Below are 18,613 nucleotides of genomic sequence, written 5' to 3' on the forward strand. Positions count from 1 at the left end.
AAACGGAAATCGCGGGAAACGGACAATCTCCCGCCATTTTCACGCCGTCCGCAACGAATCGTCAACGGATCGCAACAACTCGCCGGCATCCGACCGCAGCGCGCGAAAAGCCGAACAGCCGCCTCTTCAGCGTCTGTTCGGCTTTTTTTGATGCGATCGCGCCCGTTTACTTGCTTGCGCGCCAGGCGTCGATTTGCTTTTGCAGCTCGGCCATGACTTTATCCAGGCCGCTGTCCTTCAGCTTTTTGTTTACCTTCGGCAAATTGTCCTTCGGATCGATCGTGCCCGAGAACAACGCATTGTAGGTGGAGTCCTTGGCGTTCTTGAGGTTGGCGATTTCGGTCGTAATCGACGAGGTGTCGGCTTGGAAACCGAGCAGCGGCGCGCTCGTCGCCGAATCGTTGAACTCCTTGAACTTCTCCCACTTGTCCGCCGGGTCGTTCGTGTTCAAATACGTAAGCATCATGTTGCCGGTCGTGAATGCCGGGAAGCCGTAGCCGCTGTCCGGGATCGCGTCCTTCGACTGCTCGCCGGTCTTTTTGTAGTGCACGCCTTCGATGCCGAAGTCGATCAGATTGACGAGGTTGGCGTCCGTGTACAGCAGGTTGAGGAACTCCATCGCCTTCTCCGGGTGCTTGGACTTGGCGTTGATTGCCTGCAGCGAACCCGCGACGGACCAGTTAAACGTGATCGGGTCCTGCATCGGCACGCTGACGACGCCGTAGCCGGCATCGTTGCTCCACAGGTTGTCCGCATAAGGCTGCGCGTCGGCGACGTCGACGAGCCATTTGCCCGTTTTGAAGTAATCGCCGGCATCGGTTTGCGTCGCCACGTCTTTCGGGAAATAGCCCGCTTGATAATACTTGTGCACCGTCTCGAGGTAGCTCATCGCTTCCGGCGTATCCCAGACGTTGATCAGCTTGTACTCCTTCGTATCCAGCGGGACGCCGATGAACGGCAGATCGTTGATCGGCAGGTCGAACGGGAGAAACTCCGCGATTTTGCCCGGAATCGGATTGAGACCCGGCTCGTTCTCCTTGACGGTCTTGAGCAGCGGCTCCAGATCCTGGATCGTCTTGACCTGGCTCAGATCAAGCTTGTACTTGTCGACGAGCGTTTTGTTGAAGCGGAATACGCGCTGCTGCGGCAGCTCTTTGTTCGTCGGCAGGCCGTAGTTGTGCCCGTTCACCTTCGTACCTTCGAGGAAGGCGGGATTCAACGCTTCTTTCGCGCCCTTTCCTTCTTTCTCCAGCAGGCCGTCCAGCTCGTAGAAGGCGCCCTTCTTGGCGTTGCCGAAGTAATCGTTCGCCCACGAACTCGTGAACGCGATGTCATACGGCTCGCCCGACGCGATGATGATCTGCATCTTCTGCGAATAGTCGCCCCAGTCGAGCAGCTTCATCTCCACAGTCGCGTGGATTTTATCCTTGATATAGTCATTGACCGCGTCGTTGACCTTCTTCAGATCCTTCGGCGGCGTGCCGATCGTATACCAGACGAGATTGACGTTCTCCTCCGTCTTGGCGCTCCCGGACGCCGAGGCCGAAGGACTCGCCCCCTGGCTTCCGTTCGCGGAAGCGGACGGTTTCTCCTCGTTTCCTTTGCTGCCGCAGCCCGCGGCCAGCAGGCTCGCCGTCAACAAGACGGCCGTCGTGCCCATCCATCCTTTTTTCACTCGGTCCAGCTCCCCTTCTCGTATGAATCGTCTATTTTAACCGCCGGACGCGAGGACGCGCCGGCAACTAAAACCGCATCCGGTCAATCCTTGACCGCGCCGATCGTCAGCCCTTCGACGAAGTAGCGCTGAAAAAACGGGTAAGCAAGCACGATCGGCCCCGTGGCGAGGACGACCATCGCCATCCGCGACGTTTCCTGCGGCAGCGACGCGAGCATCTCGCGGCTCTCGCCGCTGTTCAGGATGCTCGAATTTTGGATGATGAACTGCATGCTCGACTCGATGCGCATCAGCATCGCCTGCAGCGGTACCATGCGGTTCGAATCGATATAGAGCAGCGCGTTGAACCAATCGTTCCAAAAGCCCAACGTGCTGAACAGCGCGATGGTCGCGAGTCCCGGCAGCGCCAGCGGCAGCACGAGGCGGAACAAAATCTTATACTCCCCGGCGCCGTCGATCTTGCCGGATTCGACGATCGCGTCCGGAATCATCGTCTGGAAAAAGGTGCGCAGGATGACGATGTTGAAGGCGTTGAGCGCCATCGGAAGAATGAGCGCCCAGATCGTGTCTTTCAGATGCAGCATTTGCGCAACGATGATATAGGAAGGCACGAGGCCTCCGCCGAACAGCATCGTGAAAAACGCGAGAAACGTGAACCCTTTGCGATACTTGAACGCCTTGCGGGACAAAGCGTACGCGTACAGCGCCGTAAGCGCGACGGTCAACAGCGTGCCGATCGCGGTGACCGACAGCGTGACGAGGTACGAGTGAAGCAGTTGGTCGCCGGTTCGGAAAATATAGTCGTAGGCGAACATGCTCCATTTCTCGGGAAAGATGCTGTAGCCGTTCAGCGCGAGCGTGTTCTCGTCGGTAAAGGAAATGACGATCGCGAGCGCGAACGGAAACAGGCAGGACAAGGCGAAGCCTCCGGCGATCAGATGGAGCAAGGCGTTCCAGCCGAACGGAAGCCGATGGATATCGCGAAGCTTGGTCCGCTTGGCGGTAGGATTCATTCGCTTGGCCTCCTTGGGCTGAAGATAGGGATTCGGATCAGAACAGGGCTTGCTCTTCGTTCACTTTTTTCACGAACCAGTTGGCGCCGATGACGAGGACGAATCCGACGACCGATTGGTAGAAGCCGGCAGCCGAAGCCAAGCCGAAGTCGCCGAGCACCTTCATCGAGCGGTACACGTACGTATCGATGACGTTGGTCACCGGGAACAGCAGGCCCGAGTCGCGCGGAATCTGGAAGAACAGGCCGAAGTCCGCCCGGAAGATGCCGCCGATCGCGAGGATCGTCAGAATGATCATCATCGGCTTGATCAGCGGCACGGTGATCCGCGTCGTTTGCTGCCATTTGCTCGCGCCGTCGATCATCGCCGCCTCGTAATACGACTTGTCGATGCCCGAGATGGCCGCCAGATAGATGACGCTCGAATAGCCCACGCTTTTCCACATGCTCATGAAGACGAGGATGAACGGCCAGTACGTCTTGTCCGCGTACCATTGGATCGGCTCGGCGCCAAACCAGGCGAGTATATGGTTCAGAATGCCCTTGTCGACGCTCAGAAAGCTGAACGCGAAGTAGCTGACGATGACCCAGGACAGGAAGTACGGCAGAAACATCGCGGTCTGGTAAAATTTGGCCCAGCGCTTTTGCGTCAGGTTGAACAAGATGATCGCCATGGACACGGAGAGCGCCAGCCCAAGGAAAATGAACACGAGATTGTACAGCACCGTGTTCCTCGTGATAATGTAAGCGTCTTCGGCGCGGAACAGAAATTCGAAGTTTTTGAATCCCGTCCATTCCCCGTGCAGGAGCGCCGCGAAAAAGCCGCCCTGATCGAACCGGTACTGCTTAAACGCCAGCAGCGCGCCCGGCATCGGCAGGTAACAAAACACGATAAACCAGATCGCCCCCGGCAGCACCATCGTCAGGAACGCTTTGTTTTTGTTCAAGTCCCGAAAAAACGTGCGCATCGGTAATACGTCCCTCCCAGTCTGTTTGCTGTCGCCACCTCAATTTACCACGCGTTCCCCGGGCGGCGGTATTGAATAAATCCAAGCTTTGTTGTACAAAGCAAAGCTTCCCTCGCGCGCGCGATTGTCCGTTCCCGGCCCCCGTGTTATCGTGGGAATACGAGAATAAAGCGGTTTCTTCTTAGGAGTTGACGGGCTACGGCAAGACTATCGGAGTTGACTTATATCGTATTTCGCACGCGGCTGTTCAACCGGATCATCCTCGTGTTCTCGGTGCTGACGATCGTGACGTTCTGCTCGCTGGCCGTCCTCGTCTACAAGTTTTCGACCAACTCGCTGCTGCAAAAAGAACTGGCCGCCCAGCGGCAGACGGTGGACGCGCTCTCCCGGCATCTCGATCAGCAGGTCGATCAGTCGCAAGAGATCGTGCTGCAGCTTTATCAAAATCAGCAGCTGTTGAACGACATCCTCTTTTTTTTGCGTCACGACTTCCCGCTCTACATTCAATACCGGTTCAACAACTTCGTGGCGAGCGCGCGGCCCGAAGACAACAATATGGAAACGTTCATGAAGCGGGAACTCGAGCGGAATCCGGACATTATGCAGATCGCCGTATACAGTAGAAGCCAATCCTTCATCGCCACCTTTAACAGCGACAAGACGCAGTATTTGCGCACGCTCGAGGACAACCGGGCGGAGGCCGCCGCAGCGATTGAAGCGCTCCGCTACCAGAAGGTGAACCGGGCGTCGGCGTTCGGTCTGGACGAAATTTTGCAGTTGAAACAGACAGGCGGCTATACCGTCGCCTTCGATCTCAACGATCCGGACCGGCTGCAGGCGGAGGGCGCGCTGCTCGTCACCTTTCGGGCGGACGCCCTGAACCGTGCGCGAACGCTCGGCGACGATCCGCCGATGGGCTACAGTCTCGTGCTGTTCGCGGACGGGTATTCGTTATACGACTCTCGTCACCGGTACGACGGCCAGCCTTATCCCTATGCCGCCAAGCTGACCGCGACGGAGAGCGAGGCCCAGCTCGACGTGATGTCCCATACGGTTGCGACGCGTTCGGCCAAATCCGGCATTCTCGTCAGCGGGATCGTTCCGTTTCCCGAACTGTCGGGCCGCTATGCCGGCTTTCGCGGCAGCCTCGTCGTCATTACCGCCATCGGCATCGCGCTGACGATCGGCTTTGCCTATCTCGCGATGTACCGGTACGCCAAGCGGACCCAACTCATCGTCAAAGCGATGAAGCAGGCGCAGCAAGGCAATCTGGGTTTCCGCGTCCCGGTCGGCCGCAGCGACGAGCTGGACGAAATCTCGCGGAGCTTTAACCGGATGTGCGAAGAGTTGATGAGCTATATCGACCAGGTTTACGTGTCGGAGATCAAGATGAAGCAGGCGGAGCTCGTCGCCTTTCAATCGCAGATCAATCCCCACTTCCTCTACAACACGCTGGAAGCGATCCGGATGAATGCCATGTTCAGCGGTGCGGAAGAAGCGGGTGAAATGCTGTATCTGCTCGGTGCGCTGTTCCGCTACGCGGTGAAGCCCGAGACGCTCGTTCCGCTCGAGGAGGAGGCTGCATACTGCCAAGAATATTTGGAATTGCACCGGGTGCGGTTCGCGGACAAACTGCGATACCGGATCGAGATCGGCGACGCGTTTCGCCGGGTGCCCGTGTTCAAGCTGCTGCTTCAGCCGCTGATCGAGAATGCCGTGGTTCACGGGCTGCGCTCCTCGCGAAGCGGCATCTTCGTGACGATCCGCGCCTATGCCGGCGAAGCGCCGTCGACGCTGACCCTGGAGGTGGCGGACAACGGCAAAGGCATCGAGCCTGCGCGGCTTGCCGTCCTCCGGGAGATGCTCGAGGGACGCGACGCGAATCGCGGATGGGCTTCGCTCGGGGTCCGCAGCGTGCATGAACGCGTCCGGCTGACCTACGGAGACCGCTTCGGACTGGAGATCCGAAGCGAGCCGGGCCAGGGGACCCGCATCCTCGTCCATTTGCCATACGAAGGGGAGATCGCCTGATGTACAACGTGTGGATCGTCGACGACGAACCGTTTATCTTGAAAGGGCTGTCCGGCATCGTGAACTGGCCGGATCTGGGGCTGGTGCTCGCCGGCCAGGCGGAGAACGGGCAAGATGCGCTCGAGCAGATCGAGGCGGCGGGCGCGCAGGTCGATATTCTCATCACCGACATCTCGATGCCGGAGATGGACGGCCTGACGCTGCTGGAAGAACTCCGCCGCCGCAATCCCGAGCTCAAGGCCATCATCCTGAGCGGCTACAACGAGTTCGAATACATCAAGCAAGGTATGAAGCTCGGCATCGAAAACTATTTGCTCAAGCCCATCAACTTGCAGGAGCTGAGGGAGACGCTCATCCATTCGGTGGAAAAGCTGAACCGCGCCCGCATCGACAGGCTCAGCCAAGACCAGGTTGGCATGCTGAAGGACAATATCCTGTACCGATGGGCGACGGGCCGGATCGGCCCGGAGCAGTGGCGGCTGCGGTCCGAGTTTCTCGGACTGCGGCTCCAGGCGCCGTTCGTCGCGGCGGCGATCGTCCGGGCGCCGGACCGGGAAGCGGACGAAGCCGAGCGGGACGAACTGAAAGCGCGGATCCGCCGATCTTGCGAGCGGTTCCTCACCTTGCGGGGAGCCGCGTACTTAAGCTTTTTGGATACGTCCGACGATACCGCCCTCTTCCTCGCATCGCCGTCCGGCGACGCCGACGGGCTGGCGCATCTGACGGAGCAGCTCGAGACGCTGGGCGACGAACTGCGGCCCGCGCTGGGATGTCTGCCGGTCCTCGCGCTCGGCCCGCTTGTTGCCGGCTTCGACCGGGCGCCGGACAGCTACCGGCATGCGCATCAGGCGCTGGAGTACGCCATGCTGTACCCGGATGAGCCCGTACTCGTCTATGACCGGCTCGCGGGCGTGTCCGGCAGCGATTACTCCCCTACCGCGGATGGAGATATGTACGCCCGCCTGGTGCTCGCCCACGATTTGAACCGGCTTGCCAAGCAGATTGAAGCGGACTTCGAAGCCTTCTCCGCCATGGAACGGATGTCGCCCGTGCGGCTGAGGCACGGCGCTCTGGAGATGGTCATGCAGATGAAAAAACTGCTGAAGGAAACGCCGACCGGCCATCCGGTCTTTCAAACGTACCATGAGACGGTCGGCCGCATTCTCGGCTCCGCTTCGCTCGAACAGTTGAAGGAACTGGTGCGCGCGATGGCGGCGGCGATCTCGGACGCGCTAAGCGAGCGCGAGGAGCGCAATCCGATCGTCCGGCAAATCCTTCAGGAGCTCGAAGCCGCCTGTCACAAGGAATATTCGCTCAAGACGCTGGCGCAGGCGTACCGGGTCCACCCCGTCTATCTCGGCCAGCTGTTCCAAAAGGAGACGGGCCAGTCTTTCTCCGATTATCTCAATCGGCTGCGTATCGACCGGGCGATCGTGCTCATGCGGACGACAAAGATGAAGATGCAGGAAATTTCGGAGGCCGTCGGCTACTGGGACGCCGCGCACTTCTACAAGCACTTCAAAAAATACGTCGGCGTCGCGCCGGCGCAATACCGGAAAATGCAAGGCGGCGCGAGCGGCGCAAGTTGACGGTTGGCGTTAGAAGTTACGCTTGCCCAAACCAAAAACGGCGGGCGCCCAAGGGGGCGTCCGCCGTTTTTGGTTGAAGGTCTACAAGTACAAGCCGATCTCCGCGATCTGCAGCTCCGCCCCGCCGTTGTTGGCGGTCACGTTCAGCCGATAGTATTTGTAGGCAGTCGTATTGCCGAACGAATAGCTCTTCGTCTGGAATCGGCTCGCAAACGTTTGATTGGTCTGCGTGTCGAGCGTCGTCCAGGTCGCGCCGTCGTTAGACCCCAGCAGCGTCCAGTTTTTCGGATCGCGCGCCGCATAGTCGTTGGCCGACGTGATCGAGTACGAGGTCGCCGCATAGGCGGCATTGCTGCCGAATTGGTACTGGATCCAGCCGCTCGCGGCGAAGATCAGCCACTTGGTCGCGCTGCTGCCGTCGAACGCCTTCTCCTTCTCTTCGCCGGACGGGCTGCCTCCTTGGCTGGCAGTGACCGTCCCGCCGGTCGCGATCGACCCGGAGCTCGGAGAGCCCAGCGCCCCGTTGATGGCAGCCGCGTAATCGGCCGCCGAGCCGCCGGACGGGTTGTTCAAAATGGCGTCGTAGTACCAGATGAAACCGCCGGCAATGCCTGCCGACGCTTTCCAAGCGCTCATCCTGCTATTCACCTGGGCGGGCGTATTGCCCCTGCTGGACGTCTTGCTGTCCAGTCCCGGCATGACGGTCATCCCGAGCTGGCTGCTCCAGGTCGACGGGTTGTTCCCCGCCCCGCCGTCGTATACCTGCAGATAGATGCGGTCGACCTTCGTACCGAGCTGCGATTTGACGCTTTGCCAATAACTGACGTTCGTGTACGGGCACAGCGTAATCTTGTACCCGAGTCCTGCCAGCATGTTGCCGAACGCCGCGGACGAATTTACGTCATACAGGTCCTCGTTGTCGAAGCTGATCGCGTCCCCGCCGATGGCATTTTTGAGGGCGGAGAAATTTTTGTAGAGGATGCTGGTCGTTCCCGTTCCTTGGGCGGCGATCAGGTCTTTGATGTTTTGAAAGTCGTTTACGCCCCAGGAGCCGACGCTGATCTCGAGCCGCTTGACCGACGTCGGCGCCTGCTTCAGCGTTGCCAGTTCGCTCGGCCAGGATGCTTTGCCGACGTAAGCGCCGTTCGATACGACCTTTTGATCGTTGTAGTACAAGTCTCCGTTGGCGTTGACGTGGATCGTCCACAGCATGACCGTCGTAAACCCGGATTGCCGGAGATCGTTCATCGTTGCCGTTCCCCCGGCATAGAACGGGCCTCCGCCGTAGATGACCGACTCCGGGGGCGTCGCGGCCGAAGCGCCCCACGGGAGCATTCCGAACAACAGACAGCAGGACAGGAGCAGCTTCAACGTCTTTCGTTTCATCACTCCACCTCGCTTGGGTTTGGTCGAGCGAACGCGCGCGAATGCCCCCGAAGACCGACTGTCGAAAGGAAAGCCTGGCGCCGCCGGGACATGCAACCGCTTACGCTCTCTTCGCCCTCACTATACTCCCGCGAGACCGCCTCTGCCTATTGGGCAAATGCAAGCTTTGTTGTAAATAGTAAAGCCGAACAGCCCCTACGCCCGATAAAGCCAGTTGTCCGGCAGCGCGTCCAGGTTGGCCGGCGGACGGTAGCGCTCGCCGATTTCCCGGAAACGTTCCAGTACGTTGGCATCCAGCTGCCCTTGCCTGTTCGGCGCCCCGTTCAAGAAGAAGGTCACGTTCTGCCGGTTGGCTGTCCGGATTCGCTCGAGCGCCCAATCCGCCGACTTCAGCTCCATCGCCGTGTCGGTCGTCCTCCAAAACCAGGTGTCGGACAAAATGTGGCAGCCCGCTCCCGGTCCGGCAAAGGAATGCTCCACTTCCTGGCCCGCCGCGTTTTCGTAGAAAACGATATCCGTATGGTTCAGGTTGGATTCACAGCTGATGTTCATCAGCAAACAGTTCGGCTGCAGTTGCTTGACCAGGGCGTCGACTTCCTCGAACGGCAGATCCTCGTAACTTGGCCCGCCCCAATGCGCGTTCCACCCGTCGATGACGAGGAACGGAATGTCGCCGTAGCCGGTCAACAGCTCTTCAAGCTGATTCAGGATCAATTGCTTGTCTGCCGGCGTGCACTTTTTGCGGCCGATCCGATGATGCAAATCCAGCATGGAGAAATAGAGTCCCGCGTCGATCTCTTCCCGCCTGAAAGCATCGAGATAGGCCGCGACGACGTCCGTTTGGATCGTCGCGTTGCGCACGCAATGCTCCGTGAAACGGGTCGGCCACAAGCTGAAGCCTTCGTGGTGCTTCGCGGTCAGCGCCGAGAACTTCATACCCGCCGATTTCGCGGCTTGCGCCCATTGCGCGCAGTCCAGCCGATCCGGCTGCCAGTCTTTCGGATCGAATGGATACAAGCGAGGCGCATCGTGATTTTCATGATCGTACTCCCAGTCCTTCATTTCCTTGTCGGCGAATTGAACCGTGGCGCTGTTGAAATGGATGAACATGCCGAACCTTTGATTGACGAACCAGCGCTGCCGCTGCACCAGATCTGAACGTTCCATACGAGCGTCCTCCTATCGGAATCGGATGATAGCTATCACTTTATCAGCTCGAATCCGTTGGCGCAGCTGACAAAGACGACATTCTATCGTACAATATCTACATTTCCGAAGGGAGGCGTCGAGATGCTCGTATTGGAGATGCAGGTGCCGCCAATGCCGCTGCTGGCCGCGATCGGGCACGTGTTGTGGCAGCCGGGCGTCGTCCATGCCGAGCGTCGCTTCGACGTCTACGATCTCATCGTCGTCGCCAAGGGTGCGCTGTATATGGAGGAAGACGGCATCCGCTACGACATTTCCGCCGGCCGGGTGCTGGTCCTCGAGCCGGGGCGCCTGCATCGCGGGTATCGGCCGACGGATGCGGAGACCGAGGTTTACTGGATCCACTTCCGGCACCCGCATGCGGCGGAGACGATGCCGATCGCGAAAACCGGCCGGCCTCAGTCGATCATGCAGTCAACGGATCAGGCTACCGAGCCCCTCCCCGCCGTCATCTCCATTCCCAAGTTCGGCAGCGTCGATCTGCGAACCCTCGTGCCGTTGCTGCAAGAGATGCTGGCTCTGCACGTCGCCGTGACGCCCGCCCGATCCTACGCGCTCCATCTGTTGTTCGGACAGGCGCTGCTGCAGCTTCAGAACGGCCTGCGGGAAAACGGTCCGGAAGCGCGCGCCTACGAGATCGGCGAACGGGCGGCCGCATACTTGGCTGGCCGCTTGGAGCTTCCGTTCGACTCGGGACGGATGGAGTGCGATCTGAACTATCACTTCGATTATTTATCGCGCTGCCTGAAGCTGACGACCGGGATGAGTCCGCTCCAATACAGACACCGGCTGCAGATGGAGCGTGCCAAACGGCTGCTGGCGCATTCGGACGATCCGCTCGTTCAGGTTGGCGAACAATGCGGCTTCCACGATTACACCTATTTCACGCGGTTGTTCAAGCGCCACACCGCCCTCACGCCGGGCGCGTACCGCAAACGACACCAACTGTTCCGGCTGGATTAAGCCAGGGAAGTCATATTCTTCTTTTAGCTGATTGCGATTGTACACGATAATTGAGGTGCGCATGGTGTGCTAAAAATCGAATACATTCGATCATCTATCGCCCTGGGGGCCTATTTGGCTTACAAAAAGCTTCGTGCCGCCTCGATCAAATCGTCGAGTTGCGGCGGATTCTCGATCGAGCGGAACAAGTGAATTTCGTATTGAAGACGGGTGCCTTCTTCGCTCTGATAGAAAGTCAAAACCGCTTGATCCTTGTCGTATACGGCCTCGGTTCCATCGATCGAGACAATTTCGAACCGCTCGGTCGGCAAGCTCGGGACTTCATAGCTCGATTATTGGAAGCGACGTTCCCGGCCGTCAATCGCACGATTTATTTAGATCTTCCGTATGCTTTCGCGTAAGATAAGATGCGTCGATACAGGGCTTTGTCTCTCATCCATTTCAAGGGGTAAAATTGAGGTTTCGTGTTGACCTCCAGGATCCACGGTTTGCCCGATGAATCCAAAGCTACATCCAGGCCTAATTCTCTAAATCCTTTTTGGCGACGATCGAATACCCGACCTGCTTGGACCCCCATACGCTTCAGCTGCGATTCTTTTCGATTCGCGGAGGCATGGCTGTATCCCGCGCCGGACATGGTTTGGCGAAAATATCCGAGCGTTCCCCCTTGATTATAATTGGTGGCAACCTTTCCCGGTTTTCCTATTTTGGCAATTACCGCCGTGCTTACCCACTTCCCATGATTCGTTTTCTGTACCATAACGCGGATGTCGAACGGCTTTCCGTTTGTTCTCGCGAGCTGGATCCCTTTCTGCAACACATAAGATCTTCCCCGCGCGAAACGCTTCAACTTGTTGTATAAGCTGTCGATCGTAGGATAGGTGGCTTTTCCGGCGCTCCCTTCCGTGTGATAGCCCTTCCGGACCTTCTTGATTCGAACGATATTGACGCCGCCCGAACCGTTTGTGGGCTTGAAGTACACCGTCGAATATCGAGAAAGCATCGAGGATAAATGGTCTTTTTTGAAAAGGCGCGTAGGGGGAATATGTTTGCGCAAGCTTCGGTCCGTCATCAACCAACCCGTTTTTTTCCATTTGCTTAGAATCGTAGCGCTCCGATATCCGCTCATGAAAAGCTCCCACCTTTCTTGATGTACCTTATGAATGGTTGCATGAGCTTGTCACCATATATGCCTATCTCCTCAAGGAATGTAACCGCGGCTCGAAAAGATCGATAGGGACGCTCTCCTTTCCCAGGCGGCCGCGCTGTCATCGGGTATCGATTGCTTCCCTTCTAGAAAGAATGAGACAAGGAGTTCCAAATTCAAATGCGAAACGCGATTGCCGGCTAGATCACCCTGCCGCGGGAAAGGAGCAGCAGCGCATGAATTTTATGGTGGATGCCCTTATCATCCTCTTCGTCGGGTTCTGTCTGATGCGGGTCGTCGGGAAGAAAACGGTGGGAGAAATGACGGGGCTCGAAATCGTAACGCTCTTGGCCATTGCTTCCAACATCAGTCATGCCGTGGCCGGCAACGGTTTGTGGAAAACGATTATGGTGTTGTGCGTATTCGTCGGCTTGCTGGTAGCGGTTCAGTATCTGTCGCTCAAATTCGACTGGGTAGAGCGATGTTTTCTGGGCAAAGCTACGCTGGTCGTCCAAGACGGCAAGATGATCATGGCGAATCTCAAAAAGCTGCGCTTGACCGTCGACCAACTGGAAGCGAGATTAAGGGAAAAGGGAATCAGCCGGGTCGAAGATCTCCGAACGGTCACGATGGAAATAAGCGGACAACTGGGCTACGAGTGGAAGGAACATGCGAAGCCCGTCACGATCGGCGATCTGGAGAAGATATTGGCGCCCTTGCACCCCGCCTCGCCCGGGAAGCCGGATCCGAACGGCAATCTGTTCGACGAAGTCGCGGCGCAAAAACACCGGAAGCGGATTCCGCGTTCCTATGAATGACCCGCCTGCCTTCGCAGCGGAATCAAAAACGAAAGAAGCACTTTCCAACGAAAGTGCTTCTTTCGGCTGTTCGCGCTTCGCTCCCGATGGAGCTTCGCGGCTTGGCTTGACTATTCGTTATTTCACCGTGCGGTTGTATGTCGCGATCTTGTCGGTGATTGCCTTCGCGGCGTCGTCGAGCGCTTTTTTCGTCTCCTTGGCGCCGGAGAACGCCTCCTCCATCGCCCCTTCGACGATCTGCCGCGCTTCCGGGAAGACGCCCATGACCGCGCCTTGCGTCGCTGGCGTCAGCTTCGTCGCATGAAGCTGGTCGATCGCCGTCTGGAATTGCGGGTACTTGACCAGGTTGATCTTCACGTTCTGCTCTTCGTACGCTTTTTTGTTGATCGGGAAGTAGCCGGAGCTGATATGCCACTGCGCTTGCGTCTTTGGCTCGGCCAAATATCGGATGAACGTCCAAGCGGCTTTCTGCTCATCATCCGGCTTGTTGTTCAAGATCCACAGGCTCGCACCGCCTACGATGACGCCGCCTTCCGGAGCGCCGTCCGGCTTTGGCAGAAAGGCGGTGCCGACTTCGAACTTGCCGTTTGCGCCGTCGACGATGCCCCGCAGACTGCCGGTCGAATCGAGCGTCATCAGCGTCACGGCGAGGCTGTTCCAGAACGCGGAGGAAGCGAACAGCCGCGTAAAGTTGTCCAATCCGACAAACGCCGCGATGCGTCCCCTCGGATCTGTCAGATGGAAGCTGAGATAAATCGATTGGACGAGCGGATCAAACAGGAACATAGCAAACAGTAGGAGGGAAGGCGCCAAAAAAACATATCCCGCCATATTCTCTCTCCAGACGGCAAGGCGTTTGGCGCGTCGGGCGATTCGCCTGCTTGCCTGGATCGGCCGGGTAAGCTCTTGCTCCGTCGTACTCACGGCTCACCTGCTCTCTTTTCGACTTCGATTCCTAGCATAAAGACGTTATGTTCGGCGAAATCCCGAATTTTGCTAACCTTCTGTAAAATGAGGCGGGATTTGGATGTCTCTGCCCATACGAAAAACGGCCTTTCTCTCTCGAGAAAGGCCGCTCGGCCATTGCCGTGTCGCCCGATTAGACGAAGGCTGCGCCAGCCAGGATGATGACCAGCAGAATGTACAGCACCAACACTAATGCAGCGCTGCTGCCGTAGCCTGCACAGCTAGCTCCTGCTCCGTATCCCATCGTTCGCTCACTCCTCACGGGGTTTTGACTTACGTCTTAGTGTATGTGTCCGGGAGGCGCTCTTCTTGGACATATAACCCGCCCCGGCAAAAATGATGCCATGAATCGAGGTCGGCTAGTTCAAGTCCCAAGCTTCGACGCGTCCCAGCGCGGGAAAGGCAGGCCGCGATCGCGCCTGCCTTTTCGGGCATCAGATGAAGAAGAACGGAAGGAAAAACAGACTGGCGAGCACCGCAAGGCTGATCGCGAAGCCTGCGCCCCAGCCCCAGCCCCAACCGCCGCCCCAACCCCAGCCGCCGCCCCAGCCCCAAGCGGACGTTTTCGCTTTTTTGCCGGAAGGTCTTCGGCCAGCGTGCGTTTTGGCTCTGGCTTTCGCTTTCTTTTGAAATGACGCCAGCGTCAGCTCGCCGCCGCCTCCGCCCAGATGCAAATGACCGCCGTCGATGCCTCGCAGGATGCCGAAGTGGCGAGTGCCGTCGTTCAGCACCGCGCAGACCGGAGCGCCGACGTAGCAGCGGACGGTCTCTTCATTCACAGGGGAAATTGGAATCAAGCTAGCCTCTCCTCTCTTCTGGAGTGCGGACATCTCTCCCGTCCGATAGGTTAACATATGCCAAAATCCCGTGGCCGCTTGTTCATCCGTCTACTTTTGCCGTTCTTCCCGCTGGGCGATTTCGCCGATTATGCAGGAGAATGGTAGACGTACAAGCGAACCGGCACGGCGCGCATAGGATAACCAAACGAGAAAGAAGGTGATCTCCATCCATCCGGCAAAAGCGAATTGGCAAGCGGATCGGGTAAGGCCGTGGATCGGCGCCCCGGTCTGCGTGGTTTTAAAGGACGGCAGCTATTACGTCGGATACATCTCCGAAGTCGGTCGAGGACACTTCACGTTGCACGGCGAAAAAAGCCCGCGCAAATGGCGCGGTTCGCGCAGCCGGCCGTCGGGCAGCGTCCGTACCTCCGGCTTGCTGGGCCTTGCCTCCTCGCTGTTCGGAGGAGGCTTGGGCGGCGGTTTGGGAGGCTTGTTGGGCGGCGGAGCAGGGCTGCCCGGCGCCGCCGGCGCTTTGGGCGCAGGCGGCATCGGGGCAACCGGCGGCGGCATGTTCGGCATGCTCGGCAAAGCATGGCCGGGAATCAAGCTCGGCTTCGGCATGCTGCGCACGATCATGCCGCTGCTCGGCGGCCTCAAGCTTTAAGGTTTGCGCGCTTCGAACTGGCACACCCGGAAGTAAGCTTCCTGCGCCAGCATCAATTGGGTATACTGCATCAATCCTTGTCCGATTTCCGGATCGAGCAGCGTTTGAACGTCCAATTCTTCGAAATCGCCGGGCTCGACGGATGCCTCGTGGCTGCGAAACGACTCCAGCTTTGGCTGTTCGACCCGAAGTCCGGCCAGACGCAGCGCGGAAAGCCACTCGTCCCGGCTTAGCAGGCGTTCCAATTTGAGAAAATCCTTCATTTCTTGGACCATATCCTCGGGAATCCGTTTGTAGCGGACCAGCTCTCGGTCGAACAGACGGCCTTGCGGTTTTAGAACGCGGGCATATTCGGCCAGCGTTTGGTCGATCTGCGTGAAGATCGTGACGGATTCGGCGATGACGACGTCGAAGGTGCCGTCGTCGAACGGAAGCCGCTGCACGTCCCCCGGCACCCACTCAATGCCCGCGATCCCTTCTTTCTCCGCGCGCTTCCTGGCTTTTTCAAGCATGAGCGGATGACGGTCGACGGCGGTGACCCGATAGCCGTTCGCCGCGAGATAACAAGCCGTTTTGCCGGTCCCGCAGCCGACCTCCAGGATATGCAATTCGGCCGGCGGGCCTACGCGTTCCAGAAGCTTCCTGGTGGCGGCAAAGCCGCCGGGATGCGCGGAACCGACGCCCAGCCTCGATAGCAGGTCCATGTAATCCATTTGTGCCTCTTCTCCCTCCCGTTTGCTTCTTTAGGTATATGTCCGCAGGAGGGCTGCCGTGTTTGCATTCGCCCATACGAGACGGTCATTGGGCTCGAAACGGCAGCAAGCCGGCAGTCGCTTGGACTGCCGGCTTCGGCCCATACCGATGGAAGGTTTGTTTCGTTTACGAAGACGGGCCGGTGTCCGGCGCACGGTTTGTTCTAACGATCCTCTCCAGGAGAGACACCGCCGCCCCGACGGCTAGCGCCGCTAGGATCGCAAGGATGGCAGATCCGCCGGCATGTACGATCAGAACGGGAGCCAACAACAACCCGAGCGACCGATGCACGGCCCTCATCCACCTGTTGCGAACCCGGCGGATCAGGTGACCGTATCCGGCGAGCGTCACCAGCACGATAAAGCCTGCAAGGCCGGTGTAAACTTTGTCGTCGCCGAACTTGGCGATCCCGAGGTATGCCCCGTGAATCGCGATCAGTGAAACGGTGACCCACCCCAGCGGCTTGTGCCACGCATAAAGCAGCTTTCCCGCACGCCGCACCAAGCCGGACGGCGATTTGAGCCGTTTCCTGAACCAAAACCAGCTGAAACCGGCTGCGCCGGCGAATAACGCTATCGTCCCTAAAGTGGTGGCATATTCTCCGAGGCCTTCGTTGCGAGGTCCCGGAGGATGTGGTATTTTCCCGTCAGGACGTTCGTGCGTCCATCCGGCATACAAGGAAACGGCGATCAGCAACACGGCGATTATAGCGGCAGCGACAGCCGGGATCCAAACTTTCTTGTCGGGTTTCATGACACGCTCCTAGGTTGTGAATTTTCCCCTGTCCGATCCCAGTATAGCTGCCGATTCTTACGAAATTGTTAAAAAGAAGCGGCCCTCCCCCGTACAGGGGAAGGGCCGTCGTACAAATCGAAACGGATTAGACGTGTACGGCATGCTGCATGGCGTACAATCGCGCGTACATGCCGCCTCGGGCGAGAAGCGCCTCGTGCGTCCCCTCCTCGGCGATTCCGTCCTCCGTCAGGACCAGGATCCGCTGCGCGTGTCGAATCGTCGACAGCCGGTGGGCGATGACGATCGTTGTGCGTCCTTGGGCCAGCGCTTCGAGCGACGCTTGGACGATGCGCTCGCTTTCGTTGTCGAGGGCGCTCGTGGCTTCGTCGAAGAGAAGCACCGGCGGATTTTTCAAAAAGACGCGCGCGATACTGATCCGCTGCTTCTGCCCGCCCGACAGCTTCAGCCCGCGTTGTCCGATTTCGGAGCGATAGCCGTCCGGCAGCTTCAGGATAAAATCGTGCGCGTGGGCGCGCTTGGCGGCGGCAACGACCTCCTCGTCGGTCGCATCCGGACGGCCGTACCGAATGTTGTCCAGGATCGTTCCCGCGAACAGGAAGACGTCTTGCTGTACGACTCCGACGTGTCGGCGCAGCGACTGCAGCTCCAGATCCTTGACATCGATCCCGTCTAGGAGCACGTGCCCCTCCGAGGCCTCGTAAAACCGCGGAATCAGCGAACAGAGCGTCGTCTTGCCGGCGCCGGACGGACCGACGAGCGCCACGTATTCTCCGGGCCGGACCTGCAGCGACAGATGGTTCAGCACCGGGTCCGGGCGGTCTTCGTAGCGGAAGGAAACATCGCGAAACGAGATCTCGCCCCTTACGCCGCGCAAGACCGCAGCGCCCTGCTTGCTCGTTATCGTCGGCTTCAGATTCATGATCTCCATGAAGCGCTGGAAGCCGGTGACGCCTTCCTGCAGCTGCGTGCTCATATGCGTCAGCCGCTGAATGGGCTCGATCATATAGCCGATGTACAGCAGAAACGTGATCAGATCCGCGATCTCCATGGAATGTCCGATCATCCGCGCGCTGCCGTAAACGATGGCCGTCATGGTGATGAGCTGGATCATCGTTTCGATGCCGTTGAAATAATAAGCTTCCGCTCTGTACGTCGCCTTCCGGCTGTCCAGGAACCGGCGGTTTTCCCGGTCGAATTTCTCGATCTCCAACCGCTCGTTGGCAAACGACTGGACGGCGCGAATGCCCGACAGGCTGTCCTCCACCTGCGCGTTCACGTCGCCGATCCGCGCCTTGTTCCGCGTCAGCGCGCGATTCAACTTCTTGTTGAAGTACAAGGAATAGGCGGCCATAAACGGGAAAAAGCAAAAAACGGCAAGCGTCAACCGGGCGTCGATCGTACATAAAATCGCAAATGCGCCTACGAATCGAACGATATATTTGACGTAATCTTCGGGCCCATGGTGATACAGTTCGGAAAGCAGCAGCAAATCGTTCGTAATGCGGGACATGAGGCGTCCGGTGCGCTGCCCGTCGTGAAAATCGAAGGACAGCGTCTGCATATGCGCGAACAGTTCGCCGCGCAAGTCGCTCTCCATGCGGGCGCCCACTTCGTGCCCCTTGTAATCCACGATATAGTTCCCGATCGCCTGAATCGCGATCAGCGCCAGCATCCATCCGCTTATGGCGTACACTTTTCCGAGCGCCTCGGACAAGTCGCCCTGGAGCACCACCTTGGTCAGATGCTGCACGAGCAGCGGAAAGACGAGCGCCGCCGCCGAGACCAGGAAGGCGCAGCCCAATACGGTCAGGTACAGGCGTTTGTAGGGTTGGTAATAGGAAAAAAATCGGCGAATCGGAAATCGCATGAATGTGCCCCTTTTCGTGTTCTTGTGCAAACA

At 58.5% G+C, this 18,613-nt stretch carries 17 protein-coding genes and 1 pseudogene; 5 read left to right on the plus strand and 13 right to left on the minus strand.

Annotated elements, in window-relative coordinates:
- Window positions 1-166: 166 nt before the first annotated feature.
- From LKX83_RS00365 to LKX83_RS00375, 3 genes are all read right to left on the minus strand, one after another.
- Window positions 167-1,684, minus strand: coding sequence for an ABC transporter substrate-binding protein (locus LKX83_RS00365; RefSeq protein ID WP_370639001.1), 1,518 nt, complete (start codon window positions 1,682-1,684; stop codon window positions 167-169).
- 74 nt (window positions 1,685-1,758) lie between these two features.
- Window positions 1,759-2,688, minus strand: a complete 930-nt coding sequence (locus LKX83_RS00370; protein ID WP_227879754.1) for a carbohydrate ABC transporter permease — start codon at window positions 2,686-2,688, stop codon at window positions 1,759-1,761.
- A gap of 37 nt (window positions 2,689-2,725) precedes the next feature.
- The gene (locus LKX83_RS00375; RefSeq protein ID WP_227879756.1) at window positions 2,726-3,655 is read right to left on the minus strand and encodes an ABC transporter permease; all 930 of its coding nucleotides are present in this window, start codon (window positions 3,653-3,655) and stop codon (window positions 2,726-2,728) included.
- Window positions 3,656-3,871: 216 nt separating this feature from the next.
- On the opposite strand from LKX83_RS00375, the gene LKX83_RS00380 reads away from it, so the two are divergent.
- Together LKX83_RS00380 and LKX83_RS00385 are read left to right on the plus strand one after the other, a co-directional pair.
- Complete coding sequence (locus LKX83_RS00380; protein ID WP_227879757.1) at window positions 3,872-5,686, plus strand: sensor histidine kinase; 1,815 nt, start codon at window positions 3,872-3,874, stop codon at window positions 5,684-5,686.
- Window positions 5,686-7,275, plus strand: a complete 1,590-nt coding sequence (locus tag LKX83_RS00385) for a response regulator transcription factor (RefSeq protein WP_227879760.1) — start codon at window positions 5,686-5,688, stop codon at window positions 7,273-7,275. Before LKX83_RS00380 ends, LKX83_RS00385 begins: the two co-directional genes overlap by 1 nt.
- 81 nt (window positions 7,276-7,356) lie before the next feature.
- Here LKX83_RS00385 and LKX83_RS00390 read toward each other — a convergent pair whose 3' ends face one another.
- Window positions 7,357-8,661: a discoidin domain-containing protein gene (locus LKX83_RS00390; protein WP_227879762.1), complete on the minus strand. Its 1,305-nt coding sequence runs from the start codon at window positions 8,659-8,661 to the stop codon at window positions 7,357-7,359.
- A gap of 195 nt (window positions 8,662-8,856) precedes the next feature.
- Window positions 8,857-9,828, minus strand: a complete 972-nt coding sequence (locus LKX83_RS00395; protein WP_227879764.1) for an alpha-L-fucosidase — start codon at window positions 9,826-9,828, stop codon at window positions 8,857-8,859.
- A gap of 123 nt (window positions 9,829-9,951) precedes the next feature.
- Between LKX83_RS00395 and LKX83_RS00400 the strand changes: the two genes are divergently transcribed.
- Window positions 9,952-10,830 carry an AraC family transcriptional regulator gene (locus LKX83_RS00400; RefSeq protein ID WP_227879765.1) on the plus strand — a complete coding sequence of 293 codons (879 nt, stop codon included), beginning with the start codon at window positions 9,952-9,954 and terminating at the stop codon, window positions 10,828-10,830.
- Window positions 10,831-10,949: 119 nt separating this feature from the next.
- Here the strand turns inward: LKX83_RS00400 and LKX83_RS00405 are convergent, their stop codons facing one another.
- Both LKX83_RS00405 and LKX83_RS00410 read right to left on the minus strand, forming a co-directional pair.
- Window positions 10,950-11,141 carry a hypothetical protein gene (locus LKX83_RS00405; RefSeq protein ID WP_227879767.1) on the minus strand — a complete coding sequence of 64 codons (192 nt, stop codon included), beginning with the start codon at window positions 11,139-11,141 and terminating at the stop codon, window positions 10,950-10,952.
- A gap of 59 nt (window positions 11,142-11,200) precedes the next feature.
- Window positions 11,201-11,959: a YheC/YheD family protein gene (locus LKX83_RS00410; RefSeq protein WP_227879769.1), complete on the minus strand. Its 759-nt coding sequence runs from the start codon at window positions 11,957-11,959 to the stop codon at window positions 11,201-11,203.
- Window positions 11,960-12,213: 254 nt separating this feature from the next.
- Here LKX83_RS00410 and LKX83_RS00415 point away from each other — a divergent pair, with 254 nt between their 5' ends.
- Window positions 12,214-12,795 (plus strand): DUF421 domain-containing protein, encoded by a 582-nt coding sequence (locus LKX83_RS00415; protein ID WP_227879771.1) that lies wholly within the window; start codon window positions 12,214-12,216, stop codon window positions 12,793-12,795.
- A 117-nt stretch (window positions 12,796-12,912) separates the two neighbouring features.
- Here the strand turns inward: LKX83_RS00415 and LKX83_RS00420 are convergent.
- The 3 genes and pseudogenes from LKX83_RS00420 to LKX83_RS00430 all read right to left on the minus strand — a co-directional run.
- Window positions 12,913-13,431, minus strand: a pseudogene (locus tag LKX83_RS00420) (extracellular solute-binding protein); the annotation flags it as partial.
- Window positions 13,432-13,894: 463 nt separating this feature from the next.
- A complete protein-coding gene (locus tag LKX83_RS00425; protein ID WP_227879773.1) occupies window positions 13,895-14,005 on the minus strand; it encodes a YjcZ family sporulation protein in 111 nt (36 codons plus the stop codon).
- 190 nt (window positions 14,006-14,195) lie between these two features.
- Complete coding sequence (locus tag LKX83_RS00430; protein ID WP_227879774.1) at window positions 14,196-14,558, minus strand: hypothetical protein; 363 nt, start codon at window positions 14,556-14,558, stop codon at window positions 14,196-14,198.
- Window positions 14,559-14,757: 199 nt separating this feature from the next.
- Between LKX83_RS00430 and LKX83_RS00435 the strand changes: the two genes are divergently transcribed.
- The gene (locus LKX83_RS00435; protein ID WP_227879776.1) at window positions 14,758-15,204 is read left to right on the plus strand and encodes a hypothetical protein; all 447 of its coding nucleotides are present in this window, start codon (window positions 14,758-14,760) and stop codon (window positions 15,202-15,204) included.
- Here the strand turns inward: LKX83_RS00435 and LKX83_RS00440 are convergent.
- The 3 genes from LKX83_RS00440 to LKX83_RS00450 form a co-directional block, all read right to left on the minus strand.
- On the minus strand, window positions 15,201-15,917 hold the full coding sequence (locus LKX83_RS00440; protein WP_227879777.1) for a class I SAM-dependent methyltransferase: 717 nt from the start codon (window positions 15,915-15,917) through the stop codon (window positions 15,201-15,203). The genes LKX83_RS00435 and LKX83_RS00440 overlap by 4 nt on opposite strands.
- Before the next feature lie 166 nt (window positions 15,918-16,083).
- Window positions 16,084-16,710, minus strand: a complete 627-nt coding sequence (locus tag LKX83_RS00445) for a hypothetical protein (protein WP_227879779.1) — start codon at window positions 16,708-16,710, stop codon at window positions 16,084-16,086.
- 127 nt (window positions 16,711-16,837) lie between these two features.
- Window positions 16,838-18,580 (minus strand): ABC transporter ATP-binding protein, encoded by a 1,743-nt coding sequence (locus LKX83_RS00450; protein WP_227879784.1) that lies wholly within the window; start codon window positions 18,578-18,580, stop codon window positions 16,838-16,840.
- Window positions 18,581-18,613 lie beyond the last annotated feature (33 nt).

Source organism: Cohnella baijiui (assembly GCF_020731285.1).
Classification (GTDB): Bacteria; Bacillota; Bacilli; order Paenibacillales; family Paenibacillaceae; genus Cohnella.